This is a genomic window from Paenilisteria riparia FSL S10-1204 (genome assembly GCF_000525995.1).
In the GTDB taxonomy this organism is placed as follows: domain Bacteria; phylum Bacillota; class Bacilli; order Lactobacillales; family Listeriaceae; genus Listeria_A; species Listeria_A riparia.
Genome location: NZ_AODL01000035.1, coordinates 1 through 25,488, shown reverse-complemented (window position 1 = coordinate 25,488; position 25,488 = coordinate 1). Strand labels below are relative to the sequence as shown.

The 25,488-nt window shown below is 38.8% G+C and carries 24 protein-coding genes and 2 pseudogenes; 9 read left to right on the top strand and 17 right to left on the bottom strand.

All coding sequences use genetic code 11. The features are described 5' to 3' along the window. On the bottom strand, positions 1–297 hold a 297-nt coding region (locus tag PRIP_RS14855), incomplete at its 3' end, for a hypothetical protein (protein ID WP_036102158.1). Between the two features lie 397 nt (positions 298–694). Here PRIP_RS14855 and PRIP_RS16500 point away from each other — a divergent pair. Both PRIP_RS16500 and PRIP_RS14845 read left to right on the top strand, forming a co-directional pair. After that, positions 695–2,239, top strand: coding sequence for an immunoglobulin-like domain-containing protein (locus PRIP_RS16500; RefSeq protein ID WP_052008972.1), 1,545 nt, complete (start codon positions 695–697; stop codon positions 2,237–2,239). Between the two features lie 28 nt (positions 2,240–2,267). Continuing rightward, positions 2,268–3,950: an immunoglobulin-like domain-containing protein gene (locus PRIP_RS14845; RefSeq protein ID WP_036102155.1), complete on the top strand. Its 1,683-nt coding sequence runs from the start codon at positions 2,268–2,270 to the stop codon at positions 3,948–3,950. A gap of 245 nt (positions 3,951–4,195) precedes the next feature. On the opposite strand, the gene PRIP_RS14840 is transcribed toward PRIP_RS14845, so the two are convergent. Together PRIP_RS14840 and PRIP_RS14835 are read right to left on the bottom strand one after the other, a co-directional pair. Beyond that, positions 4,196–5,479: an immunoglobulin-like domain-containing protein gene (locus PRIP_RS14840; protein WP_338151597.1), complete on the bottom strand. Its 1,284-nt coding sequence runs from the start codon at positions 5,477–5,479 to the stop codon at positions 4,196–4,198. 26 nt (positions 5,480–5,505) lie between these two features. Then, on the bottom strand, positions 5,506–7,470 hold the full coding sequence (locus PRIP_RS14835; protein WP_036102147.1) for an immunoglobulin-like domain-containing protein: 1,965 nt from the start codon (positions 7,468–7,470) through the stop codon (positions 5,506–5,508). Positions 7,471–8,114: 644 nt separating this feature from the next. Here PRIP_RS14835 and PRIP_RS14830 point away from each other — a divergent pair. The 4 genes from PRIP_RS14830 (at position 8,115) to PRIP_RS17050 (ending at position 11,530) form a co-directional block, all read left to right on the top strand. Beyond that, positions 8,115–9,203 carry a leucine-rich repeat domain-containing protein gene (locus PRIP_RS14830; protein WP_149023852.1) on the top strand — a complete coding sequence of 363 codons (1,089 nt, stop codon included), beginning with the start codon at positions 8,115–8,117 and terminating at the stop codon, positions 9,201–9,203. 46 nt (positions 9,204–9,249) lie between these two features. Then, positions 9,250–10,746: a WxL domain-containing protein gene (locus tag PRIP_RS16495; protein ID WP_052008971.1), complete on the top strand. Its 1,497-nt coding sequence runs from the start codon at positions 9,250–9,252 to the stop codon at positions 10,744–10,746. 99 nt (positions 10,747–10,845) lie between these two features. Beyond that, the gene (locus tag PRIP_RS17055; RefSeq protein WP_052008970.1) at positions 10,846–11,304 is read left to right on the top strand and encodes a WxL domain-containing protein; all 459 of its coding nucleotides are present in this window, start codon (positions 10,846–10,848) and stop codon (positions 11,302–11,304) included. Then, positions 11,279–11,530, top strand: a complete 252-nt coding sequence (locus PRIP_RS17050; RefSeq protein ID WP_052008969.1) for a WxL domain-containing protein — start codon at positions 11,279–11,281, stop codon at positions 11,528–11,530. Before PRIP_RS17055 ends, PRIP_RS17050 begins: the two co-directional genes overlap by 26 nt. Positions 11,531–11,702: 172 nt before the next feature. On the opposite strand, the gene PRIP_RS14815 is transcribed toward PRIP_RS17050, so the two are convergent. Next, the gene (locus PRIP_RS14815) at positions 11,703–12,119 is read right to left on the bottom strand and encodes a YusW family protein (RefSeq protein WP_036102143.1); all 417 of its coding nucleotides are present in this window, start codon (positions 12,117–12,119) and stop codon (positions 11,703–11,705) included. A 345-nt stretch (positions 12,120–12,464) separates the two neighbouring features. On the opposite strand from PRIP_RS14815, the gene PRIP_RS14810 reads away from it, so the two are divergent. After that, positions 12,465–12,782, top strand: a complete 318-nt coding sequence (locus PRIP_RS14810; RefSeq protein WP_036102140.1) for a DUF1700 domain-containing protein — start codon at positions 12,465–12,467, stop codon at positions 12,780–12,782. 115 nt (positions 12,783–12,897) lie between these two features. On the opposite strand, the gene PRIP_RS14805 is transcribed toward PRIP_RS14810, so the two are convergent. From PRIP_RS14805 to groES, 4 genes are all read right to left on the bottom strand, one after another. Further along, positions 12,898–13,764, bottom strand: a complete 867-nt coding sequence (locus tag PRIP_RS14805; protein WP_036102139.1) for a M23 family metallopeptidase — start codon at positions 13,762–13,764, stop codon at positions 12,898–12,900. Between the two features lie 94 nt (positions 13,765–13,858). Further along, entirely contained in the window at positions 13,859–14,296 is a 438-nt protein-coding gene (locus tag PRIP_RS16485) for a helix-turn-helix domain-containing protein (RefSeq protein WP_052008968.1), read from the bottom strand. 162 nt (positions 14,297–14,458) lie between these two features. Then, complete coding sequence (gene groL, locus PRIP_RS14795; protein ID WP_036102137.1) at positions 14,459–16,087, bottom strand: chaperonin GroEL; 1,629 nt, start codon at positions 16,085–16,087, stop codon at positions 14,459–14,461. Positions 16,088–16,266: 179 nt separating this feature from the next. Next, positions 16,267–16,551, bottom strand: coding sequence for a co-chaperone GroES (groES, locus tag PRIP_RS14790; RefSeq protein WP_036102136.1), 285 nt, complete (start codon positions 16,549–16,551; stop codon positions 16,267–16,269). 280 nt (positions 16,552–16,831) lie between these two features. On the opposite strand from groES, the gene PRIP_RS14785 reads away from it, so the two are divergent. Beyond that, positions 16,832–17,518 carry a CPBP family intramembrane glutamic endopeptidase gene (locus tag PRIP_RS14785; RefSeq protein ID WP_036102165.1) on the top strand — a complete coding sequence of 229 codons (687 nt, stop codon included), beginning with the start codon at positions 16,832–16,834 and terminating at the stop codon, positions 17,516–17,518. Next, positions 17,518–17,625: pseudogene (locus PRIP_RS18135) on the top strand (YdiK family protein); the annotation flags it as partial. The gene PRIP_RS14785 and the pseudogene PRIP_RS18135, both read left to right, overlap by 1 nt. Here PRIP_RS18135 and PRIP_RS17860 read toward each other — a convergent pair. From PRIP_RS17860 to PRIP_RS17230, 9 genes and pseudogenes are all read right to left on the bottom strand, one after another. After that, positions 17,577–18,728, bottom strand: coding sequence for a DNA glycosylase AlkZ-like family protein (locus tag PRIP_RS17860; RefSeq protein ID WP_338151596.1), 1,152 nt, complete (start codon positions 18,726–18,728; stop codon positions 17,577–17,579). The pseudogene PRIP_RS18135 and the gene PRIP_RS17860 overlap by 49 nt on opposite strands. A gap of 83 nt (positions 18,729–18,811) precedes the next feature. Continuing rightward, the gene (locus tag PRIP_RS14775; protein WP_052008967.1) at positions 18,812–19,630 is read right to left on the bottom strand and encodes an aminoglycoside 6-adenylyltransferase; all 819 of its coding nucleotides are present in this window, start codon (positions 19,628–19,630) and stop codon (positions 18,812–18,814) included. A 77-nt stretch (positions 19,631–19,707) separates the two neighbouring features. Then, positions 19,708–20,178 (bottom strand): DoxX family membrane protein, encoded by a 471-nt coding sequence (locus PRIP_RS14770; protein WP_036102132.1) that lies wholly within the window; start codon positions 20,176–20,178, stop codon positions 19,708–19,710. Positions 20,179–20,188: 10 nt separating this feature from the next. Next, positions 20,189–20,956 (bottom strand): DM13 domain-containing protein, encoded by a 768-nt coding sequence (locus PRIP_RS14765; RefSeq protein ID WP_036102130.1) that lies wholly within the window; start codon positions 20,954–20,956, stop codon positions 20,189–20,191. Positions 20,957–21,036: 80 nt separating this feature from the next. Beyond that, positions 21,037–23,028 (bottom strand): FAD-dependent oxidoreductase, encoded by a 1,992-nt coding sequence (locus tag PRIP_RS16890; RefSeq protein WP_077913042.1) that lies wholly within the window; start codon positions 23,026–23,028, stop codon positions 21,037–21,039. Between the two features lie 5 nt (positions 23,029–23,033). After that, positions 23,034–23,627: a CDP-alcohol phosphatidyltransferase family protein gene (locus tag PRIP_RS14750; protein WP_036102126.1), complete on the bottom strand. Its 594-nt coding sequence runs from the start codon at positions 23,625–23,627 to the stop codon at positions 23,034–23,036. Continuing rightward, a complete protein-coding gene (locus PRIP_RS14745) occupies positions 23,620–24,492 on the bottom strand; it encodes an ABC transporter ATP-binding protein (RefSeq protein WP_052008966.1) in 873 nt (290 codons plus the stop codon). The genes PRIP_RS14750 and PRIP_RS14745 overlap by 8 nt, the downstream gene beginning before the upstream one ends. Continuing rightward, the gene (locus PRIP_RS14740; protein ID WP_149023850.1) at positions 24,492–25,217 is read right to left on the bottom strand and encodes an ABC transporter permease; all 726 of its coding nucleotides are present in this window, start codon (positions 25,215–25,217) and stop codon (positions 24,492–24,494) included. Before PRIP_RS14740 ends, PRIP_RS14745 begins: the two co-directional genes overlap by 1 nt. Further along, positions 25,214–25,488 (bottom strand): annotated as a pseudogene (locus PRIP_RS17230) (hypothetical protein); the annotation flags it as partial. The gene PRIP_RS14740 and the pseudogene PRIP_RS17230, both read right to left, overlap by 4 nt.

Genomic DNA, 25,488 nt, shown 5'->3' with positions numbered 1-25,488 from the left:
ATATATTTCGTCGTTTGCTGACAATGTACGACGTACCGGATTTGCATTGGCTTGATTAAATGTCACATCTGTAAAAACAAGCCATTTGAATTTCCACGTTACTCGTTCGGATAATGGTGTGTGGTCTTGATTAGCAACTGCTTGTCCTATTTTTCTTAAACTCTCAGCGTATGTCTGATTCGTAGTTGTTTGTCCGTAAACTGAAAATGCGCTCGTAGACATTAATCCGATGAATAGCATGATGATCGCACTAACGGCTAACATTCTTCTTCCTATTTCTGTGATTTTCTTTGTCATTATACTCTCCCTTTAGTGTTTTAATTTGGTTGCCTTGTTCATCAAGTGCATGTGCTAAATCTTAGTAAATTAGCTTTTTGATGTACTTGCTATATCTAACTTACCATGATTTCATTTTGCTGGAACATAAGCTCTTATGATTAATTTCATGATATTTCAAACATTTTATGAACATTTTCTATGTATGTAATCATGTATAAAAGAAGCACGTAATCCCTTGCTCATTTTGTGTGAAACTTAGTTATACTGCCTGAATGTCTAATACGCTATTTTACCTCTGTATCGTGTATCCATTTCTGTATTTTCCTGATATTTTCAATATTTTACTTGAATATACATGTAAACTAGTATACGATTAATATGTAATAAAAAACACTATTTAAAGGGAGTAGTTTCTATGTTTAAGAAGAATAAAAGCGTTATTATTAGTTTATTTATGTTCACTTTGTTACTATTACCACTATTAGGACCTAATGTTTTAGCAAGTGTCACTGATCAAAATGATGCAGTTAGTTCACATTTTATCCATATCTACCCTTTCAAAATTTCGACCACACAATCTGTTCAAGGCGTAGTTGATAGTGAAGTAAATCAAATAGCAATTGAAATTAATGGCGTAGAGGCAGAAACTCGAGTTTGGCCTAAGAATGGGGTTTTTAGTTACTATGCTAAGAAAATAATTCACGATGCTAGTGATGAAGTATATATGAAAGCCTATAATAGATATGGCGTATTGCTAGATCGAAAGAAAGTAACATTACAAGTCCCAGAGGGTAAATTAAACGTTCATAACAATGTTTGGAATTATAATACAGGAGGCGCGCTGTTAGTCGAAAAAGAAGGCGATGTAACCTCTTTTCAAATTAAAGTAAATGGTGCCTTTCAAAAAAATTATGGCGCTATGTATTTCAATAAACGACCAATGAGAAACTACTTTTTCCGAGGAATATTGATGGAAATGAAGAGCAATGGCACCTGGTCTGGGAAAGGAAAAGACATAAAAGTAGAACTAGTTGGATACGATGATAATTTAAAAATAATTACTTCCACTCCGATTACCATTGTTGGTGATGGCGAAAGTGCTTGGGAAAAAGGTTCCATTGTAAAACAAACATTGCCCACTCCGGAGAATACTAGCCCAGCAAATCTCACATATACACCGAAACAAGCATCATCAAGTGGTATACCTGTTACTGCTTTAAATTTTCCAGATGAAAAATTTAGAAATTACATTTTAAATGAAATAACATTTGGAAAAACCACTTTAGAGCAAGAAACTATTGATAAGATAACAGAATTAAATATTCCAAAATTGGGGCTAGAAAACCTGAAAGGAATCGAGTATTTTACTAACTTGCAATCGATCAACTGTAGTTACAATAAAATCAGCGAATTAGACTTTTCTTCTAATCCTAATTTGACATTTATCAATTGCAGTAATAATACTTTGAGCAAGTTAAACGTGAGTAAAAATCAACGCTTGTCGCAACTTAATTGTTATAATAACAATTTATCTAACCTAGACATCTCTAAAAATGAAGCGCTCGTATATTTATATTGTTATCATAATAATCTTACTAAACTAGATATGACGAACAACTTAAAATTAGTTGAAGTTTTTTGCCAAGAAAATCGTTTGGAAAATTTAAATGTATCGCAAAATACGGCATTAGAAAAGCTATGGATTTTTGATAACACTATTTCTTCCATAAACATACAACATAATATCCATTTAACAGAGTTTTATTGTAAGAATAACAACTTATCCGAACTCGATACTACAAAAAATACGGCATTACAGCATCTAACGTTTTATGGAAACTCTATTCCACGGCTAGATATTGGGCGCAACTCTGTATTAACAGAAATTGCATGTAGCCCACAATATTTAAAATGCAACTATCAAAAAAATAGCAGCCAATCAGTGGGAAGTAGATGTTAGAGCCATCAGCAATACAAAAGTGGTACAAATGCTAGATAAAAATTGGAAATTCAATCAAAATACTGGTTTAGCTACGTATACCGGTGCAACTCCGCCAAAGTCAATGGTCATAAGATATAATATCAGACAAAAAGGCGTTAATGGTGCTACGGCAGACTTCCCGATGATGTCTGTTGTAAGTTTAACAAATACAGATTCCGAAAATGGAAAACCAGTAATCACAGCAACTGATAAAATATTGAAAATAGGTGACGTATTTGATCCATTAGCAGGCATATCAGCGACAGATCCAGAAGATGGAAATCTAATATCAAAAGTAACCGTTACATCCAATGTAGATACATCAAAGGCAGGAAACTATAGTGTAACCTATACTGTGAGCGATAAAGATAATAATATAACAGAAAAGACTATCTCTGTAAGGGTAGATGCAACTGCACTTACTACGAATGCGTTCACAATAGGCAGTGATAACTATGTAACAGGTACATATAGCGGAGATGTCGCTAAAGTAGCCTTAGACATAAACGGGACATTACTTCCGCCAATTAGTGTAACTAACGATTCGTTTCAGTACTATGCCAATAGAAAAATTAATTCCATATCTGATAATGTCTATATAGTAAGCTATGATGCTTTTGGTAAAGAATTGACAAGATCTAAAGTAATAATAGTTAAGCAGTCTGCAGGTAAGTTAGTGCTAAATCCTTTCTACTTTGGTAAAGATAGCTATGTAACAGGAACATGTCAAGACGCTGATATTATCAAAGTCGAACTGTGTGTGAATGGCGTTTCACACCAGCGCATTAATGTGATAAATGGCGCAATCAAATACTACGCTAAAAATTGGATTATAAAACCAACAGATATTGTGACTTTAGTAGGTTATAACGTAGACGGACTAGCAATCGATACAAAAATCGTTCCGATAACACAATTGGCAGGACAGCTTCAAGTAACACCTTTTGTACTCTATGTCGATAATTATATTAGAGGAACATATACCGGTGATATAGCTAAGATTAGCGTAGTCACGAATGGCGTCAAAGGGAGCACTATTCCAGTTTCTGCTGACGGTTCCTTCCAGTATTATGCGAAAGCCTTAATTAAAAATACAACAGATACAGTCGTGTTGATAGGTTATGATTCAACTGGTAATGAAATAAGTCGTATCCCCGTACAAATAAACACAGCAACACCAAACAAGGGGGCTATTACTCCAAATATATTCAAAATCGGAACAGATGCTTATGTTGATGGGTCATATACAGGGGATATTAGCAGGGTAGAATTAGTAGTCAACGGTATAAAACAAGCAAAAATTCCAGCGAGTGGTAACACTATTCATTACTATGCTAAAACACTTATTACTAGCACTTCCGACACCGTAAAGATCAATGGATATGATGCCACCGGAAAACTGCTAGATTCAAAAAATGTAACTATTACGAGCGCAACCGGAACAGTTAAAGTAACCCCAGTAAAAGTGAGTGATACCTACCTCTATGGAGTTGCCACCGGTGATATTACAAAAGTAATACTAAACATAAATGGAACGTCTACTATTAGTCCAGCAATTGTACAAACAGATACTACCTTCAAATACTATATTAAAAACCTCGGCTTAAAAGTAGCTGATAACGTTCATGTAATAGGGCTTGATAACAAAGGTACGGAAGTCGTTTCTACTAAGGTGCTTATTACGGAATAAAGCAATGGTACTCCATAGTGTAGCAAGTTATTCATGTAAATAATCAGCTCGTATAAGCAACACTTTTTCTTTTTTTAGCTAGAGATTGCTGGTCAACCTTTGTGATGATTACAACAAATATTTTTTAACGGTACGCTCTAGGCAGTATCTAAATAACTAACAGCCCATAACTTTTCTCTATACACAATGGAGATAGAAGAAGTTATGGGCTGTTAGTTTTTTTAATAATGCTTGCTGTTTCTTAGTTAATTATTGATTGTTACGTCTGATATATTAAGTGTGTTACCGCGTGCATCCATTCCAACAATTTTCACATCATCTGTTGGTTTTAAGTTCAAGTTCTTGATGTAGTATCGATAAGATTTGTCTGCTTGTACGAATGCTACGCTTGATTGCACAGTGCCATTCACGCTTAACGTAACTTTGGTCACATCTCCTGTTGCTGTTCCACTTAAATAGCTATCGCCTACTTTGGCATTCGCTGCTGTAACCGTTCCTGTTGGTGCTGTAAGGCTGACTAGCTTACTATCTAGTTGTTTGCCTGCTGTATCATAAACATTAACTTTTACTAAATCTGATGTTTGTGTGATAAGAGAGGCAGCAAAGTAATGAATTGTGTTACCTGTTGCTGGAATTTGGCCATATTTGATGCCATTGACTTCCAATTCTACTTTGGCTACGTCACCTGTGTACGTGCCATCTACATAAGAATTGGTACCTATTTTGAAAGTATTTGGTGTTACTGTGCCACTTGTCATTGTTGTTGAATTATCAATAGCTATATTTACGGTACTTAATACACCACCTATTGTGTCATAAGCTGTTAATACTACGACATCACTAGCATTCTTGATTAGTGTTTTGGCATAATACTTGAATTCTGATCCTGCTGGTACGCTGATGGTAGATTGTTTGACGCCATTGACAGTTAAGCTAATTTTCGCTACATCGCCTGTGTAAGCACCTGTCACATAGCCATCTTTGCCAAGTGCGAATGGGTTTGCTGTAACGCTACCGTCTGTGGTTGTAATGGTGATTGGTTTTGTACTTACCGCTACGCCTGCTGCATTAAAGCCAACTAATTTTACTTCGTCCGTTGCTTTTGCAATATTTGCTTTTGCGTAATACTTGATGATGCCATCTAATACATTGATGCGTTGTAATGCAACACCATTGACTTGCAATTCTACTTTTCTTACATCGCCTGTATAAGCGCCTGTTACGTAGCTATCTTTGCCAAGTTTAAATGGAGCAGCAGAAGTGATTTTTCCTTCTTCTCCTTGATATGTTGTTATAGATAATGGTTTAGAGTCCAGCAATCTGCCATTAGCATCATATGCATTGACTTTGACAATGTCTGAAACGTTTTTAATCAAGCTGTTGGCATAGTATTTGAAATCAGGTGCGGCTGTCACGTTGACTTTAGAATACTCTACACCATTGACAGTCAAACTGAATTTCGCTACCTGACCTGATAGTTTACCTGTTACATAGTTATCTTTTCCGATGTAATACATATTTGGTGTGATTGTTCCGGTTGCTTGTTGCTTAATATTTACTTTTTGTTTTTTTGTAGTTGTTTGCCGGTTGCGTCATAGCCAATCACATAGACTTGGTCGGTTCCTGCGTTGACTTTGCCTTTTGCGTAGTATTGGTATGGGGAACCTGTGGCATTAATCGTTTGTTGTAATACGCCATTGACTTCAATCGCTAGTTTCGCGATGTCGCCTGTGTATGTGCCTTTGATGTAATTGTCAGCGCCAACTGTGAAGTCGCCTGCGGTTAGTGTAGTAGCAACTTTGGCTTTAACAGTTGTTGATACCGCATTACTTGTTACGTTGTTGAGTGTTTGTGTCGCGGTAACCACTGTATTAGCGGCTTGTTTTGGAATCGTGATGCTGTAGGTGCCATCTGCTTTTACAATGCCTGTATACTCGATGTTATTTGCTTTTACTTTCACGGATGCGCCTGCGATACCTGTTCCTGTTGCTGTTGTATCATCCGTTGTTAATGCATCGATTGTTGGAGCAGCAACTGCACCTTGTGTCACCGTGATAGAAGAAATTACGCTTGTTTTCCCGTTTGTTGCTGTTTGTTTCGCTTCAATTGTTGCACCGAATTCTTGTGCTCCGATATTGAATGTCGCTTTGCCGTCTACTCCAGCTTTTTCAGTTAGCTCAGAACCATTTGGTAGTTTCACAGAAATGCTTGCACCCGCTTCACCTGTAACTACGAGTTGTGTGTCCGCTGTTGTGAATGGAGCAATGGATGGTGCATTTGGTGTTGCTGCTACTACGGTTTCTTTTGCGATTAGGCTTGGTGCTCCGTACTCTGTTTGGAAGGCTTGTACTACTTGATCAGCCACTAAATTCGAAACGGAAAATGTTGCTTTGCCATCTGCGTCTGTTCTTTTAATGATGCGAGTGTCGTCTGGTAGTACTAAACTCGTTTCTGTCAATGGTAATCCAGTTACTGTGATAGTTGTCGTTTTATCAGTGATTGATGAAATGGTTGGAGCCGCCAAATCGTTTACACGCACAGTAATTGTTTTTGTGATTGTTTTCTTAGCGCTGTCCGTTACAGAATAGGTTACATGGTACACACCTGCTTTGCTTGTGTCTACATCGTTTGCTGTAACTTTTATGGTACTTGTTACGTCACCGTCTTCTTCATCCGTTGCACGAACATCTGCTAGTGGTGAGAATGGTTGACCTGTGAAAAGTGTTTTATCTGCTGCTTCAATTACTGGATCTTCATCTGTATCAATAGATAGTTCTGTATTAGTCGCTGTATGAGTACTTGTTCCTTGTCCTGCAACTCCGACTAATCCAATATATGCTTCTTCTCCTCCGAAAGTTTCTGTCAAATTAGCTACTTGATAACTACTTTCTACAACGCCCGCTATTGAATATGTTAAGGTTCTTTCACTCGCGTCCCAGAAAACACTGAGGTCTCTTACTGTACCTGTCAATGGCACTGGTGTATCTTTTTTATCAATGAATTCTTTGTTAGTATAAAAACTTACATTTTGTACGGATGGTTTGTAGTATGTTTGTGCTCGCATGGCAATACCAAGTGCATTTTTCAGTCCACCAAGTCCCATATCATTGCCTTTACCACCGAAAACGCTTGGGTTAGCATTGTTCTGCATGACAAAGCTGATTCCATCCGCACTTCCATTACCGAAATCTAGTGTTGTGTTGAAATGAAAGTCACTTTTTCGCAAATTGATTTTCTCTTTCGTCATCATTCCGCCTAGGGTAAGGAACGTATTATTTGTTAATAGTATACGATTATCTGCATCAACGGTTGTTGTCCCTGATGCTACTGCAATAGATGTAAATGGCACAAATGGCGCGTTTGCTTTCAAATTATTACTGCCACTCGATATTTCATTATTTACCGGTGCCACTTCATCCGCCATGCTTAATGTTGGCATTGAGGTAACCACCGTGCTAGCCACTACGTTAGCGGATAGTAGTGCCAAGGCAACCTTTTTCATCGTTTGGTGCTTCTTCATTATTAAAAAACTCCTTTTAAATGTAAGATATTCGTAAAACCACAAAATTTTCAGTCAAAGTTCTTCCGTTTTTTAACTGGAATTTATCTAATTTCACCTCTTTTTCATCGCCATTGCTGTGTGCATTATGTCGATCTCATTTCTCTGGATTTAGTCAAGAAACTTTCTACTAGATGTTCTCGTATAGTATATATAAATTTCGCAATATTGAATTAATTATTAACTTAATATTACATCACTTATATTACACACTTTGTAAACATCAAAAATGGAAATTAACTTTCTTGATATATTTATCCTACCATGGTTTTATTTTTCACGAACATAAGGTATTACGATTAGAATAACTTTTTTAAGAACTTTTTGTGAACGGTCCTTTTTATATGCAAAAAATACGTCAATAATCTGGTTTTATTGCTTGAATAATTCACAAAAAGTTCATAAACTGGTGGTTTTATGCGATTTTTGCGGAGTAAAATTACGCTATAAGTTTAGATTCGTACCAGCACTAGCCTATTTTTTTATTTATTGTTGAAGATTCACATCGTGTCTAAAAAACACAAAATAACAAATGGGTGTATAATGATCTCATTCCAAAGAAACACGCACATAACACACTTTAATTTAGAAGCGAAGGTGATAACATGAGAAGAAGAATGGCCACGCTACTACTAGTTCTTGCAATCCCCGCACCGCTCTTTGCAGATACGGTAAATGCTACTACGACAAACTCCGAAGATTTGATTAAAGACACTCAACTAACTTCAGAATCCTCTCCAAAACGGCAAAACCTAAAAGCAACCAAATCAGATACTGATATTGTCTCTTCTGCTGATTTAGGGAACCAAGCATGGCTTATCAATGAAGTGAAACGGCAAATTCCTGCCAAAACCATTGATGCTACGTTAACGTTCGGGGATTTAAAAACAATCACGACCATTTCGTTGAACAATAATCCTAATTTGACGGGTTCTATCCCACCAGGCATCCAGTATTTCCCTAATCTAACGCTACTCTTTCTGTATAACGATAGTTTAAGTGGGGAGATCCCACCTGAGCTTGGCAGTCTATCCAAACTAGAGCGGCTCAGTATTCGGGATAATAAGTTGACGGGCCAAATTCCCAAAGAGTTAGGCAATCTGACAAGCTTACGTTCCGAATTAAACGTCGCCAACAACCAGCTCACTGGCTCTATTCCTAGTGAAATTGGCAATTTGACTGCTTTTAATGGGGCTATGGCTTTCTACGGCAACCCATTAACCGGCGCCATTCCGGATAGTTTTAAGCAGCTCACCAAAACAAATAACTTTCAATTCCAAAACACCCGAATGACTGGTGTTATTCCAATTGAACTGGTGCAGTCTCCCGTCATCACGAATTTTAATGTCAGTTATACGCAACTCGTTTCTCCCGTACAAACACCGCCAAAAGGGAATTTTACGCAAACGGTTAGTAGTAACCAGTTAGAAGTAGCGGTGAAGCCCACGATTTATAATGCAACCAAGCAGACAACTTTTCAACCGTTTAACGCGTCTTCTCCGATGCATAGCGAGTTTAAACTAATCAACAAGCAAGCTCAAGGCGCAGAAGTGGCACTCTATGATACGCATACCGTGCAAATCGTCGACAATGCCACAAATCAAATCGTATATGACGGTCCTATCTCCTCCTCTGTTACGCTTGATTTAAACGATACTTCCAATCTGTTTACTTTTTTATCTCGATGGCGCTAGACAAAATACAGCAGCCATTGGTCACGTAGAGGTTATTTCCAATATCGTGCAACCGTCTGATTTCGATAACCAAACCTGGCTAATGGATGAGATTGAGCGGCAAATCCCGGATAAAAAGATTGGCTCTACGATGACGTTTGATGATTTGAAGCAGATTACATCGATTTCCATGGAGGACACATCCATTACTGGTCATATCCCAAGCGGTATTAAGTATTTATCAGGGCTGACAGAGTTAAGATTACTAAATACGCAATTAACTGGGACTATTCCAGACACCATTGGTTCTTTGAGTTCTTTAACTTCATTATATTTAAGTGGAAGCCAACTTCAAGGTGAAATTCCCGAATCTATTGGCAATCTGACTAATCTTATCAACCTTTCTTTTGGCTACAATCATTTAACTGGAACGATTCCTGCTAGTATTGGTCAATTGAAAAACCTGCGTATCTTGTTGCTTAACAAAAATGAGTTTTCTGGTCCCCTCCCAAGCACGATGGGCAACCTCACTTCCTTAGTTACGCTCATGCTATTTGAAAATAACTTTTCCGGAGAGCTTCCTGAAGAGCTGGGCAACCTAAAAAGTTTAGAATCGGCTTTTCTAAACTCTAATCATTTCTCTGGACAAATTCCAACTAGCTTTGCTGCATTACCAGTCTTAAAAACAGTCACACTCGATAATAATGACTTTATTGGTATTCTTCCAGCACAATTATTAGATATCTTTTATCTAACTATGTCAAATAACCAAGTAACAATTAATAGCGCCACTTCTCCTGCTACGATGACAAACGCTCCAAATGCCCCACGTTATGATAATACATTCCTTACAAATTCCAAATTAGCTGGTATTAGTACAACGAACACCGATGCAAGCACTATTAGACCGTTTGATGCAACATCTGATACTTATTTTGATCTGCATTATACAAATGACGGCTCTACTCGCCAAATATTGCATCCTGACCATCAAGTGACCATTGTCAATACGGATACTAATCAAGTGATGTATGACGGAATAATGCACTCGGATGTGTCATTCGAGCAACTTGGAACGGCAAATTATCAAGTTATCCTCGACAACGCTCCGGAAAACCCCAATAACATTATCCAAGTCACCGTACAGCAAAATGATTTAACATTGGCAAATGTTCCAGCATTTTTAAATTTCGGAACAAATAAAATCACGGGTAGTACGCAGAATTATCAACGGGCAGATACTGATTGGGAGATTGTAGTAGATGATAACCGCAAAAAAAAGCATGACTGGATGCTTACTGCCACACTTTTGATGCCAATGAAAGGTACGAATGGGCAGGTTTTATCAGACGGTCTTATTTACAGAGACAGTGATGGCACCGAAACGCCATTATCACAACAGGCGCTCACCGTATACAATTATCACCCAACGGAAAATACGCCGGAGACAACGAGGATTAAATGGGCCAAAGATGAAGGTATTTTATTGAAAGTAAAAGCTGGTGAAGCCTATGCTCAAGAATACCAAGGGCAAATCGAATGGAGCCTTGTCGATGCGCCTTAAAAATAGCCTACTTGAAAGGAGTGATGTCTCCAACTAAGCTTTTTCGCCCCGTCCCTTTAGCCATGTGACTAAAAAATAATTGAAATGAGGCAATTTAATATGAAAAATTTAACTAAAGTACTCACAGTCGGAGCCATTACAGCAGCAACATTATTCGGAGCGAGCACATTTGCTCACGCTGACACAACAACTTCCACTGGTAAAATAAAACTCGAAGCGGACGACAGTGCCGTAACACCACTAGACCCAACGAATCCAGACGGACCAACACCAGTTACTCCCGATCCATCTGATCCAGATAATGACGGAACTGGTAATACAGGCGGTTTAACCATCGATTTCCTATCCAATCTTGATTTTGGCACGCAAAAAGTATCTGGTCAATCACAAACATACCATGCCGTAAATAAAAATCCTTATATTCAAGTAACGGATAAACGAGGAAGTGGCGCTGGTTGGACACTGACAGCTCAAGCAACTGACTTTAAAGATGGTACCAAAACATTAAAAGGTGCAGCAATGAGCCTAAAAAATGGACAAGTTAAAACACAAAAGTGATAATCAATCTGTAGCGCCTACAGCAACGGATGTCACATTAAATGGCAATACACAAACAGTTCTATCGGCGGAAGCTAATGCTGGTATGGGAACTTGGTTGGATGTTTATGCTGGCACAGATGGTAATAATGAAAATGTTTCTTTATATGTACCGGCTGGGAATCTTGCTGGGGACTATAATTCTTCCATTACTTGGACATTGGAAGACTCCCCTAGCGCCGAGTAGTATGTAATCTCTACAAAAAATAATTGACGTCTGATTCGACATCTATAGTTAACAAAATATGAATTGGACAAGACTTGCGGTAAAGTAAATCGCTCATTTAAAAAGGGAGAATATTCGAAATTTAAATAGATTAAATATCGAATATTCTCCTATTTTTTGTTATCCTGTTTGCTTATCTTTCAATCTCAAATGCCACACGTTTGTTATTCTTTAATTTGGCTTCAAAATCGAACTCTTGATAGCGTGTGGATAGTTTGTATGTTTTTAGAATGTGGTTAACGATTTGTGTACGTGTCTTACCGGATACATTATATGTTGCGAAAGCTTTATCAACTTCGGCTTGTGCTGCTGCTCCTCGTAATTTTTTACGTGTGAAATCATTTTCGAATTCTACTTCTACGCGACCGTTTGATTTTACTTCGAATTCAAATTCTAACTCTTGACGTCCGTAATCCACCGATACTTCTACTTTTTTGTACAGGTTCTTAGCTGTTGCTTTAGCGGCTGATGCTTCACTTGCTCCAACTCCTGAAAAACCTACGATTAATGCCATTCCGCTTGCGATTGCTACTTTTGCTAATTTATTCATTTGTCATTCTCCTTTTAAAAATTAAGAAGTATACTATTATGTAATACATAGTACCTGTAAACAGCATAATATAATCATTTATTTTTGTCAACATATAATATAACGTACAATGCATACTAGCTAATAAGAGTATTGCTATTGCGCATTAAAATTGCTATACTTATCACATATGATAGCATCGTACTATTTTTTATTGGGGGATGGATATGGTTGAATCTACTACAGGTTCGTAGCGAAAATATTACCATATAACACATCAAGGACGTACTTTTTTGAATGAGGTATTGCAAGAATGGGATGCATTCACAGCAAGTATTACAGCATTACGAAGGGAGATAAATCCAAATGACTAGATCCGATTTTTTTGAAACATTACATTATGGTCTGCGCTCATTGCCTGATGATGAGCGAGATAGCATTATAAAAGATTTGGATGAACACATCGCGGTAAGTTTAGAGAATGGAATATCGGAGGCCGATGCCATTGATTTATTGGGTAATCCGAATGATATTATTGAACAGTATGTGCAAGGAACTGTTGCAGTACCTGAACGTGAGCAACAACCAAGTAGCCAGAAAACGGTGTTCCAATCTGAGCCTACTCAAGTTACAATAGAAGCAAAAACAAGAGAAACCCGCATCCAAGCAGATTTCTCCATTTAACATAGCGTTAATTGCCGGCATGTGTTTTATTATATTGATGTTACTATTAGATGCATTAGACTAAATCAATAAAACATGAAAATATTAACCTTAATTAGCGAAGTAAATCACATATTTAATGTTGCGCTGACAGTATTGAGCCGCGTTCCAGCATTTTATCCCCTTCTTTTGTTTTAAAGTATAGTGGTAACCCTTCTGCTAACAAAATATTCCACGTCCTCCTTGGGTCCTCGCGCTGATGGTGGATATGTAAATGCGGCTCCGATGTGCTCCCACTATTCCCCGCTTTCGCTAGTAAATCCCCTACTGCTACAACATCACCAATCTTAACCACCACACTATTTTGTTGCAAATGATTCAACAACAAAAATGTCCCTGTCTCTGCGACTTCAATATATACATGATTTCCTTCCATGGACAAAAAACCTTCTGTATTCGGCACAATATCAGGCTCTGCATCATATGCTGCTACTACAGTTCCGGTAACTGGAGCATATACATCTTCGCCCCAAACGCCATAGTCTTCTAATACTGTCGAGCCAGTATTATACGCGTCCATTACCAAATCGTATGCCCAGCGTTCATTCCCCCACATCGCATGCGGCACATTATCCTTAAATTCGTCCCCGCCCCACGCAATAATTGCTGGCGCTTTAAAAGGGGAAACAATCGCTAAGCTTGGTTTTACTTCCTTTACATTAGCGGGAAAAGCCATTGGAACTACATTCATTGTTAAAAGTAGAGGTAACACCAAGCTAATATTCAAAATAACAAACATTCCAGTCTTTACTCGGTTGAGCGGTTTATTACGTAGTTTTTGGATTAGTGCGACTACTCCGGTCACTAGCAATACAAATAAAGCAATAAATGGAAAAATCAATTTTAACACCAACCAAGCGCCTACCGCTACAACGCCCTTTACCGCAAATAAGGCAAACATCAATAAGACAACCACTATTCCAACAATAATCGTTGGTTTCATTAAGCATCACTCCTTTCCATTCACTATAACAAGCGCATACAAAAAAGGCACCCGACGTTCCGTTTCCTTAGGTAAACGTAGCGTCGAAATGCTTTTATCTTCTAACTATAAACCAAACCCCAAGCCAATATAATAAGCTGTATGGAACACTCAAAATAATAATTCCAGCAAATGCATCTACGGCTTTATACAACCATAAAATGTCATCATCGCCAGACACCGCCGTCATAACAGAAAAAATAAAGCCAAGCAATAGCATTACAAAAATAATCCCTAGCCCAATCAAATAATTTCGTAGTACATTATTTTTTCTAGTTATTTCCTGGTTTTCTTCGGCAAATAAGGCCTGTACATCAATATCCAAAGCTTCCGCAATGATTGGCAATAGACTCGTTTCGGGAAGTCCAACGCCACGCTCCCATTTTGATACTGCCTTATCAGTCACCGCAATCTTATCAGCTAGCTGCTTCTGGGTTAAACTCAATTCTTTTCGCCTTTTAGAAATAACCTTCGCTATATTGGCGCTATTCATCGCACGACTCCTTCTATACCTATTTTTCTTCTATTCTATCATAGGTTACATGCTTCTATCATTTACTAATGCTGCTATTCAAAAAAGGAAGCACTTGACATCTCGTCAAATGCTCCCTTCCATAGTTCTTTATCGTTTCATTGGATAATACATGATGTAAAGTTACATCATGCCACCCATGCCACCCATTCCCATATCAGGAACGCCGCCACCAGTGTTTTCTTCTGGACGGTCTGCTACGACTGCTTCTGTAGTTAGAAGTAGTGCTGCAACGGAGGATGCGTTTTGTAGTGCAGAACGGGTTACTTTTGTTGGGTCAACAATTCCAGCTTCAATCATGTTTACCCATTCGCCGTTTGCTGCGTTGAAGCCTACGCCGATTTTTTCGTTTTTCAAGCGTTCTACGATAACGGAGCCTTCTAAGCCAGCGTTGTGTGCGATTTGGCGGACTGGTTCTTCCAGAGAGCGAAGAACAATTTTCACACCTGTTGCTTCGTCACCTGTTGCTTCGATTGCTGCAACTTTATTGTAAACATTGACAAGGGCTGTACCACCACCGGATACGATTCCTTCTTCAACGGCTGCACGTGTAGAGTTCAGCGCGTCTTCAATGCGTAGTTTACGTTCTTGTAATTCTGTTTCTGTTGCTGCGCCAACTTTGATTACAGCAACGCCACCTGCTAGTTTTGCAAGACGTTCTTGTAATTTTTCTTTGTCGAACTCAGATGTTGTTTCTTCCATTTGTGCACGCAGTTGATTGACGCGCGTAGCAATTTGTGCGCTGTCTCCTGCGCCTTCTACGATTGTTGTTGCTTCTTTTGTAACCATGACTTTGACAGCATTACCTAGTTGTTCCATTGTTGTGGATTTTAATTCTAGTCCTAATTCTTCTGTAATTACTTGGCCGCCAGTTAAGATGCTGATGTCTTCAAGCATTGCTTTACGACGATCGCCGAATCCAGGTGCTTTTACAGCGACTACGTTGAATGTGCCACGCAATTTGTTTAATACTAATGTTTGTTGTGCTTCGCCTTCTACGTCTTCTGCAATGATAAGCAATGGACGATTTTGTTGAACCACTTGCTCCAAAATTGGCAGAATTTCTTGTGTGTTGTTGATTTTTTTGTCTGTAATTAAGATATATGGATTTTCTAAAACGGCTTCCATCTTGTCTGGGTCCGTTACCATGTAAGGGCTTGAGTAGCCACGGTCAAATTGCATACCTTCTACTACGTCAAGTTCTGTCGCAAAGCCTTTTGATTCCTCGATTGTAATAACGCCATCGTTACCAACGCGTTCCATTGCTTCTGCGATAAGTGTACCGACTTCTTCGTCTCCAGAAGAAATAGCGGCAACTTGAGCGATTGATTCTTTGCCTTCGATTGGCTTAGAAATGGCTTTTAGTTCTGTAATCGCTGTTGCTACTGCTTTTTCGATTCCGCGACGAATGCCAACTGGATTCGCACCAGCTGTTACGTTTTTAAGACCTTCTTGAATCATTGCTTGTGCTAAAACAGTAGCCGTTGTTGTTCCGTCTCCAGCAACGTCGTTTGTTTTGCTTGCCACTTCAGATACTAATTTTGCACCCATATTTTCAAATGCGTCATCTAATTCGATTTCTTTTGCGATTGTGACACCGTCATTTGTGATTAATGGAGAACCAAATTTCTTTTCTAAGACAACGTTACGTCCTTTTGGTCCGAGTGTTACTTTTACTGCATCTGCTAATTGATCCACGCCACGAAGCATTGCGCGACGAGCGTCTTCGCTAAATTTGATATCTTTTGCCATTTTTATTTTGCCTCCTTGTGTATTGTTTGAAAATTATATTTACCTTGCCGTCTGGTTTCGCAGTCCAGCTTCATCGTCTAACTCCCCTGAAAACTTCACACCCTCCATAAAAACCTAGAGAGGGTTTTTACTGCGGCTGCTCCAGTTTTTTTCGGAGTTGAGCGAGCCGATTCAGCTTTTTATTTTACTACTGCTAAAATGTCAGATTCGCGTACGATTAGGTAGTCTGTGCCGTCATAAGTTACTTCTGTGCCTGAGTATTTGGAGAAAATGATGTGGTCGTCTACAGAAACTTCTAGTGCTACTGTGTCCCCGTTATCAAGCACACGGCCGCTTCCTACTGCTACCACTTTGCCTTCTTGTGGCTTTTCTTGCGCCGAATCTGGCAACACGATACCACTTGCCGTTTTCTCTTCTGCTTCCAATACTTCGATAATAACGCGATCTCCTAATGGTTTTAACAATTAAAACAACCTCCTCAAGTCTATGTTTATGATTTTTAGCACTCTTAACATTAGAGTGCTAACCCACTACTTATATTATAAAAAATAAAGCTAAAATGCAAGTATTTACACCTAAAAAAAATCATATTTTAAAAATGATAACATGATGTTTTGCGTAAATATTTTCGTATGCGATTACGCTCCATTGTTGATTGTTGTTTCGATAATTAGTACAATAGAAAAGTATATAAACTTAAAGAGAATGTAGTATTGCCTCTAATTTTGAAAGGTCGTGTTAGTTTTGAATAGACGTTATTGGTATGTACTACTTACATACTTTGCTGCTTACTTCTCCTCGTTGATTGGGGCCCCGATTGTGATGGGAATTTTGCGAGCAGTTACAGATTTGCCGAATGCGCAACTCGTGTTGTATGCTACTTCTTATTGGAGTGTTTTTAGTAATCTCATTGCGGTGATTATTGTTTGGTTACTACTTCGGAAACAGCCCCGCTCTACAAAAATTGAGCAAGGTCAGCCTGCTTCTGCTGGTATTAGTGTCGTTTACGTGGTGCTTGGCTTCATTGCCTTATTGATTGGCCAAGCCATTGCGATTTCGATTATGAGCATGTTTGGCGTTGGTGGCGCTTCTCAAAACACAGAAATGCTTGGCGAAATGGCTCGCGCTGTACCAATTGTGATCGTATTTACGTCTGTTTTAGCTCCTATTTTAGAAGAAATCGTATTCCGCAAAATTATTTTTGGCGAGTTGGCATCCCGGTTGAATATTCATGTGGCCGCTGTGATTAGTTCCCTGTTTTTCGGTCTGATGCATATGGATTTAGCGTATTTGCTCGTGTATGTTGTGATTGGTTTAATGCTATGCTACATGTACACCAAAACAAAACGAATCGCTGTACCGATTGCAGCGCACATGTTAATGAATATTATTGCGATGATCATCCAGTTCACTATGGGAGGTAACTCGTAATGAAAAATCCTGCGTTGATGCAAGGACTTATTTATTTAGTGCTTGCTGTTGTTTTCATTTATTTTGCGATTAGCCAAGTGAATTTAAATGGCTGGACAATTATGACGTATTTAATGATTGCAATGGCTACCGTGAATTTTGTGACCGGGTTGAAATTTGTTTCGCTCGGTTTGACGACGAAGAAAAAATGAGGAAAATGTGAGTTGGTTTTGGGGCAGCTCACATTTTCCTCATTTTTATATTGAATTTCCAATGGCTTAGGTGAAATGCGTGATACGAAGCGCTCCAACTCATTCTTGATTTCTTTTTGAAAACAGGCAGTTTCAAAATAGGTTACTGTATAAATTAAGACGTCTTTTTTCCATTCATATTTCCAAAGCCCAATTGCACGGTTTGCCGCTACGATAATCGCTGAACAATGGCCATTCACCGTCCATGCTGACTTGCGCTCCGCTTCTTTCATAATCCATGTTGGGTCTTTGTATGCGATAACTGCTTGGTCAAACTTGCCGGTCAAAAAGACATTTTGCATCACATCGGGTACTTTTTCATCCCTTAATGCTACATATTCTTCACCATCTAACGTAAAAATAACCAGCTCATTCGCGAGTGCCTTCACAGCCTCTTTTATATCCCTTGCAGTGAGCCCACTCCAATGCCTGAAATCCTTCCAAGTCGCCGGCCCATAACCTGCTAAATAGCGGTGTATAAACGATTTCATCGCCTCTAAATCCTTCGCTTCATCTGGCGCCCATTCCGTATAATTCCCCAAGCACGACCGATGGCTATAGTTCCGAATCGTATCACTCGATGGCAATAAATAAAGAATCCCTCGAATCGCGGCCTGCGCAATAATTGACGATTTCACCTGTGCTGAATAATCCCCGATAATCGCCTCCAACTCCTTGCGATTCACAACCTCTTTACTTCGAGAAAATACATCTATTTCCGCCAAAATCGCCTCTAAATCAAGCCCTTCCTTCTCACAAATTCGATGCACAATATTTCTCCGCGTCCCAAAAACGCGAAACACCATTTCCCAATCCTCTGCCAAAAAAGTATGTAATGTCAACCGGTTCGCCCAAATCTTAACGACCTGCTGCGATTCAAAAAAAGCTTCGGCATCCTCCCAAGTCATCGACACATGTTGCACAAAATTAACGAGCGCTGGTTGATGATTTTGCGATTGCAGCGCGATGGTTTGTCTCATAAATGATTTCGGCTCCGAAAAAGGTTCGCACATTCCTAGTTTTTTAAGCCTTATTTGTGTTATTTCTGCCTTTGTAAACATCGTTACGCCTCCTGAATCTGCTTAAGTAAAGCTTTCATACCTTCTATTTTCGCTACCCGCAAGTCAAAATCACGATTTCGTGCCACAAAAAGCGATACTTCTTCAAATAGCGCGATTTCCTCCCACATCGCTCGCCAACCGTCGGCGACATCATAACTCGAAAAAAGGCACGGCAAGCGCTTAACAAAAACAGACGGCAACCACTTCTCGATTTTCCGACCTGAAAAAGATGTTTTAACCCCTTCGATTCGCGCGCATTCCTCAAATAGTGGCAAAAAATAATTTTCCCGAATCCCCGCTTGAATCCCTTGCACAAACCAAACTTCTTCACGCTTCAAAAACTTAGCTACGTAATGTAACTCAAACCAAAACTCATTCACAAGCTCCTGAAATCTCGATTCAGACAACGGTAACTTTTCATTTTTGATGATACAGCGATTGATTTTCCTAGCATAATCCTCTTTATCGACTAGCACTTGCAATTTTTCATAATACGGAAATGGTTTTTCTAACAAGGAAATGGGCCAAAACGAGAAGTCTACCTTCACACCATTTTCAAAAATCACTAATTGGGTCCGCACCTCGCCAGCAGGAGTTGTCATGATCAATGGATTTTCAATGAGGACTGCTCCGATTGCATCAAGCCATTGTGTCCCCCGTCCAAAGGTTAATGCTCCGTCAAACCAAATATTGATATCTAAATCAGATAAATCATCTACACCTTCTTCTTTTGCGTAGGAACCTTCCAATACTAACGCGCGTACTTCTTCTCTGCTGTTTCCCCAAGAAATAATTTGTGCCAACACATCATCTAGTAGCATAAGCGCACCTCCCAATCACCTTATTTTAACATAATACATCAAAATAAGGTGGAGACTATTCATCCCCACCTCACATTTTATACATTCGCACTACCTATTTTCGACCGATTTCGTCTTCTTTTTAATGCGATAAGACCATTAGATATGCCAAAGTAACTTGCTTGTTTATGCATTAATACTAATACAAAGCCTACCGCCAATTGCAGGGGATAAATATATATCATATCCGCTAGCCAATAATTGATTCCCATGAAGATCCCTGCTATGAGTGCTGGTAGTGTTAGAATTCCTGTTATCAAGCCTAAACCTACCAAAAGCTCACCCCACGGGATTAAAACATTAAATACGGCTACGTTTGAACCAACTACATGTTCCATAAATGTTTTGTACCACATCGGAGAATCAACATTGTTGAGGACACTTGGAACTAAACCGCTAATATCAAATTTGGCTTGTAGTTTAAAAAGCCCTTCATGAAACCAGCTAATACCTAATCCAATTCGTAATAAAGAAAATATAATGTTAAGACTTTGATTAAAAATCTTCATGCTTCTCACCTCAGCCTTTTAGCATCGCTTGACCGAACGCTTCATGCGCTTTTTTGCAGTAAATCACTACGGTATTATATGCACTCGTATCCGTGTCTTTTAAGTCAAAGCTTTGTTCTGCTGCTTTAAGGTCAATCGCATCAATTTCCATTCCCGTGCTGATATCACCATCTTTTGTTAAGTAGACATGCAAATCTGGACCTTCATCTGTTTTAAAATTAGTAAGTTTTAAAGTGGAGCCATCAATTGTCGCCATACCAGAAACGTTATGTGTCCCAACTCCAGCAAAAGCTCCTGTCATCATTGTCATTGCGGTATCACCCATGTCTTCTGAGACTGGCGCTTGACCAAATGTTTCATGTGCCTTCTCACAGTAAATAACGACATTGTCATATTTCGTAAGATCCTTATCCGATACATCAAATGTTTGTGTCTTATCTTTTAAATCGATGGCACTTACTTCTACGCCATTTTTAACATCGTCTCCTTTTACAAGATATACATGTAAATCTGGACCTTCATCTGTTACAAAATTACTTAACACTAACTTATTGTCTTTAATCGTTGCCATCCCACTAACTTTATGTTGGCCAACACCTGCAAAACTGCCTTGCAACATTACTTTCTCATTTGCTTTCATCATTTTGTCTTGTTTGCTCGACATTTCCGTCTTAGTATCCATTTTGTCATTGCTACTTGATGAATCGCTATTCCCACATGCGCCTAAAACCAATGTCGTTCCTAGTGCTACTGATACTAAAAGTGTTTTTGTTTTCATAATTATTACCCCTTTAAGTTATTATTTTTTATCACACGTCTATCATAACAACTGAAAATAAGGTAACCTTTACGCATTTCTTAGCTATTTCTTAATTTTTTGACAATCCAAGGTAATATGATTAAAAAGGCATACAAACTAATAGCAGTGTAAAATTGCCAATCGAGACGCCCTAATGAAGATCCAAGAAAGTTCAACGTAAATGCCCCTGGTATAATACCTAAATAAGTCGCCGCTGCATAATCACGCATCCGTATCGAACTAAGTCCCATGGAATAGTTAATACTATCAAAGGGAAACAGTGGAATAAGACGCAAATAAAGAACGACTAAAAAGCCATTTTCACCAATTTTATGATCAAATTTTTCAAGCTTTTTCCCTTGGATAAGACGTTCGATTTTTTCTTTCCCAAGCTGACGTGCAATCCAAAAAGCTAGGATAGCACCCGTTCCCGCGCCGATAACATCTAAAATTGTGCCTTGAACTGCGCCAAATGTATACCCTCCGAAAAGTGTCAGTGGTGTTGCTGGAAATAAAACAAGCGGACGTAAAATGTAAATAATGACGTATAAAATTTTTCCCCAGATCCCCATGTCGCGTACAACTTCACTGACTTCAGCTACATTAAAACTATCCACAATACCTAATTTGTAAATAACGAGAAAACCAGTCAACACAAAAGCAACAAATAAGATAATGCCTCGCCACTCCCGCCAAAATACCTTCATGATAATCGCCTCCATTTTATGATTACTTGAAGTATTTTTTGAATGAGTGGTTTCTCTAGTTTTTCTGATAATAGTTGATCGGATAGTTTTTTTTAGGATTTCTGATTTTGTTGGGTATGGATAAATGGCTTTAGATAAATCAGTTAGTTTACTATTCGTTGCCTTTAATAAAGCGATTTGTTGCATAACGGTTGAAATATCGGTGCCTATAGCTTCTGCATGGATAATCTTAGCTTGCTTGTTAATGCCCACACGTACAAGTGCCTCTGGTTCATCGTCTGTTTTGAAGCGATCAATCGTGGCGCCATTTGCCGATAAAACACGGGCTGCTTCTTGTTTGGAAGCAAGTTGATATATTTCTGGTTTTGTATAAATAACAGATGCTAATGTTTCGTACTGAATCTTAGTGAAATTACCAAACGCAATGTTTGTCAAGGCAACTCTTGCTTCTGCACCACCCGCATGTGTGAGACTCGGGCTATTAATGACATCACCAATGGCATAAATATGTGATTCTGTCGTTTGAAGGTGCGCGTTTGTTCGAATTTTTTTATCAAAAAGAACGCCAGTATTTTCGAGCTGCAATGTGTCAATGTTAGCTATTTGTCCTGTAGCAAATAAGATTTTCTCGACGATATATGTTTTTTCTTGCCCAGACTCCTCGATTTTCAGCTCTATTTCTTGTTCGTTTAGCCGTCTAACTTGCGATAATCGGCTATTCAAATGGATGTCAAGACCAAGCTTCTCTAACGCAATTGCCGCAATATCACGATGATATCTTTTTAAAAAATATTGATTATGATCAAAAAGAGTAATGGCAACCCCGATATTTTGAAAAGCTTGGCCTAATTCTAAGCCGACTGGCCCAGCGCCGATAATAGCCATTTTTTTTGGTAGTTCTGTTAATTGAAAAATCGTTTCGTTTGTCTCATACATCGAATCATCCAGCCCACTTACTTCTGGAATTTTTGGCCGTGATCCTGTGGCGATAATGAATTTTTTAGCCGTTAGTTGTTGATTCGCTACTTGAATGGTGTGGCTATTTAAGAATTTGGCTTTCCCGATATAGACATGCGCACCCAGACTCTCAAAACGGGGAACACTGTCGTTTGGCTGAATATCTGCTATAGTATCCTGAATTTTCTGTCGTATTTTTGGCCACTGCTTTGTTTCTTGCGCCATGTGTAACAATGTTTTAGAAGGGACGCAACCGTAATGAAGGCAGTCACCGCCCATATTTTCCTGCTCACTGATAACAGCAACATCCACGCCAAGACGAGCGAGCCCGGCTGTAGCATAAAGTCCCGCCGCCCCGCCACCGATAACAATCACATGATGATGCATATTTCTCACTCCTCTTTATCCAACTGTCGATGTGCCTCGATTAGACGCTGGATTGTTGATATAATCTCAATTACTAAAAATAAGCCTGTTGTCCAAAACAAAAACGTTGGTGCAGTTAGTACCATTAAGCTAAGTAGTAAAAAACCTTCCGTCCGTTCTGCAATTCCAGTAGCATAATGAAACGACTTGATACCTTTATTTTGTACTACATTACCAATAGTTAAAAATGCTGTGATACCAAACAGAATCGATGCCATCAAGAGTAACAGAAGAAATTGCTGTTCTGGAAATCGCGCGGCTAAAGCGATAATAATACCTGCCTCTACTACGCGATCAAACGTCACATCCATGACCGTTCCAAATCCGCTTTGCTTTGTTTTTCGTGCCATTGTACCATCTACTGCATCAAGCAGACCTGATAACCAGAGTATTAAAACTCCTGTCCACATCCAACCAAAACCGACTAAAACTGCTGCTACAACACCAATTACAAATGCAAGTACAGTCACCTGATTAGCAGAAAAACCAATTTTGATAAAAAAATCCGCCGTTTTATCCAATATGGGTTTGACATAAGGTCTTGCTTTCGTATCAAGCATCTTGTTTCCTCCTAACCGGTGCGATACATGTTTTTTCACCTAAATTAACTGCTTCATCACCAGCAATAATAAATTTTTGTTCGCCAGTATTTTCCAGAATAACCGACCAGTATCGTTGCCCATAAAGCACCAAACTGCTTTCTATATGAACTGGAATGCCTTCGCTGGCTAAATACCAATCTGATAAAGGATAATATACACCCTCCCAGGACATCCCGTCGCCAAAAAAGGCGTCAATTTCTGTTTCGGATGCTTGTGTTAACAATCCTTTCTCCATTAATAAAATACGCTCACTAAATATTTTTGCTTCTTCGTAATGGTGTGTCACAAACACTGCAGCTATATGTAAATCCTCTATTTGTGAAAAAACCCATTGTCTCATTTCACGCCCTAAACGAACATCCAAACTACTGAATGGCTCATCCATTAACAACAAATCCGGCTTACTAATCAAAGCTCTAGCGACTGAAACTCGTTGCTGTTGACCGCCTGAAAGTTCATATGGATACATATCTGCCCATTTACTCAACTGACTTTTTTCTAAAAATTCTCGTCCAATCGCCTCTCGTTGCTTACGCGCAATTTTTTGGCACTTCAATGGAAAAACAACATTTTCTAAAACCGTCATATGCGAAAACAAAACTGGTTTTTGGGAGATATACGATATTTTCACTTCCGCTTTTTCATAGCTACCACTATCGAAAGCAACAAGACCTGCTAGTATTTTTAAGAACGTTGTTTTCCCACTGCCAGATTTACCAAGAATCGTGACCCGTTCGCCTTGTTCTAAAGTAAAATGAATATCGTGCAAAATTTCACTTTGCTCGTAGTATTTTGTACCTTTTTTTATTGTAATTATCGTCATCAATCTATCATCCTAACTAGCTTTATTGCGGCAATATACATCCATCGAAAAATCAATAAAATACCATAAGTTATACCAATTGTGCAAAGTGCGGCTGTAGCAACTAATGGCAATTGTGAAGACGAAAAATACGGAAATAAAATCAACGCTATGGTCTGGATAATTCCACCCCCAATCATTGATGTAATCGCATACTGACTCACAGAAATAACCACTGCGAATAATAAAATCGTCTCGTTCGTTCTACGCATTAATGGCAGGTAAATATCCAGTATTACTATTTTGCGAGTACCTCCCATCAACTGCACATGCTGATTAATATCGGCATCCAGCGCAGCATAGGCATTTCTAGCGATACGGATTGCGTACGGCAACGTTGGCAGTAGTTGAATCAAGACAACCCCTAAGACCGTCTCAATCAAGTCTGAACGTATAAACCAAATGTCTAATCCTGCGGCAATGATAATGAGTGGTACTATCAGTGGAAGTTGCAGGCAAACATCAAAAAAGGCAAGCCTGTGTCCACGCATTTGTGCCATATAGTAACCTACATAATTACCTACAATTAAATTAATAACAGCAACTGATAGTGCCACAAGAATTGTCGTCCAAATAGCTCCAACAAAATTTGGATCATTAAAAAGCGCTAGTTCCTTACCATGCCAAGCAACAAAAGTAAACACAACAAGCATAATAAAATACTGGGCATACATAAAGCGCCTCACGTCTGCTCACTTCCTTCTCGTAAAAAATGCCGATACTTTTGTACGGAAAAGAACAAGATACATGCTACTAGTAATAAAAAAAGTGACGTAACAAGCATCCAAAACATCGTTGTTACTTGAACACTTATATCTGTTGCATAATAGCCTTGATAAAACACAACACCTAGAAAAGCAGGAAAGCTATTACCAACTAAACTTGGAATTTCATACGCTGTCCAAATAAAGGAAACTAGTATAACAGCCAGTTCAGCAAGTTGAGGAGCAATTTTTT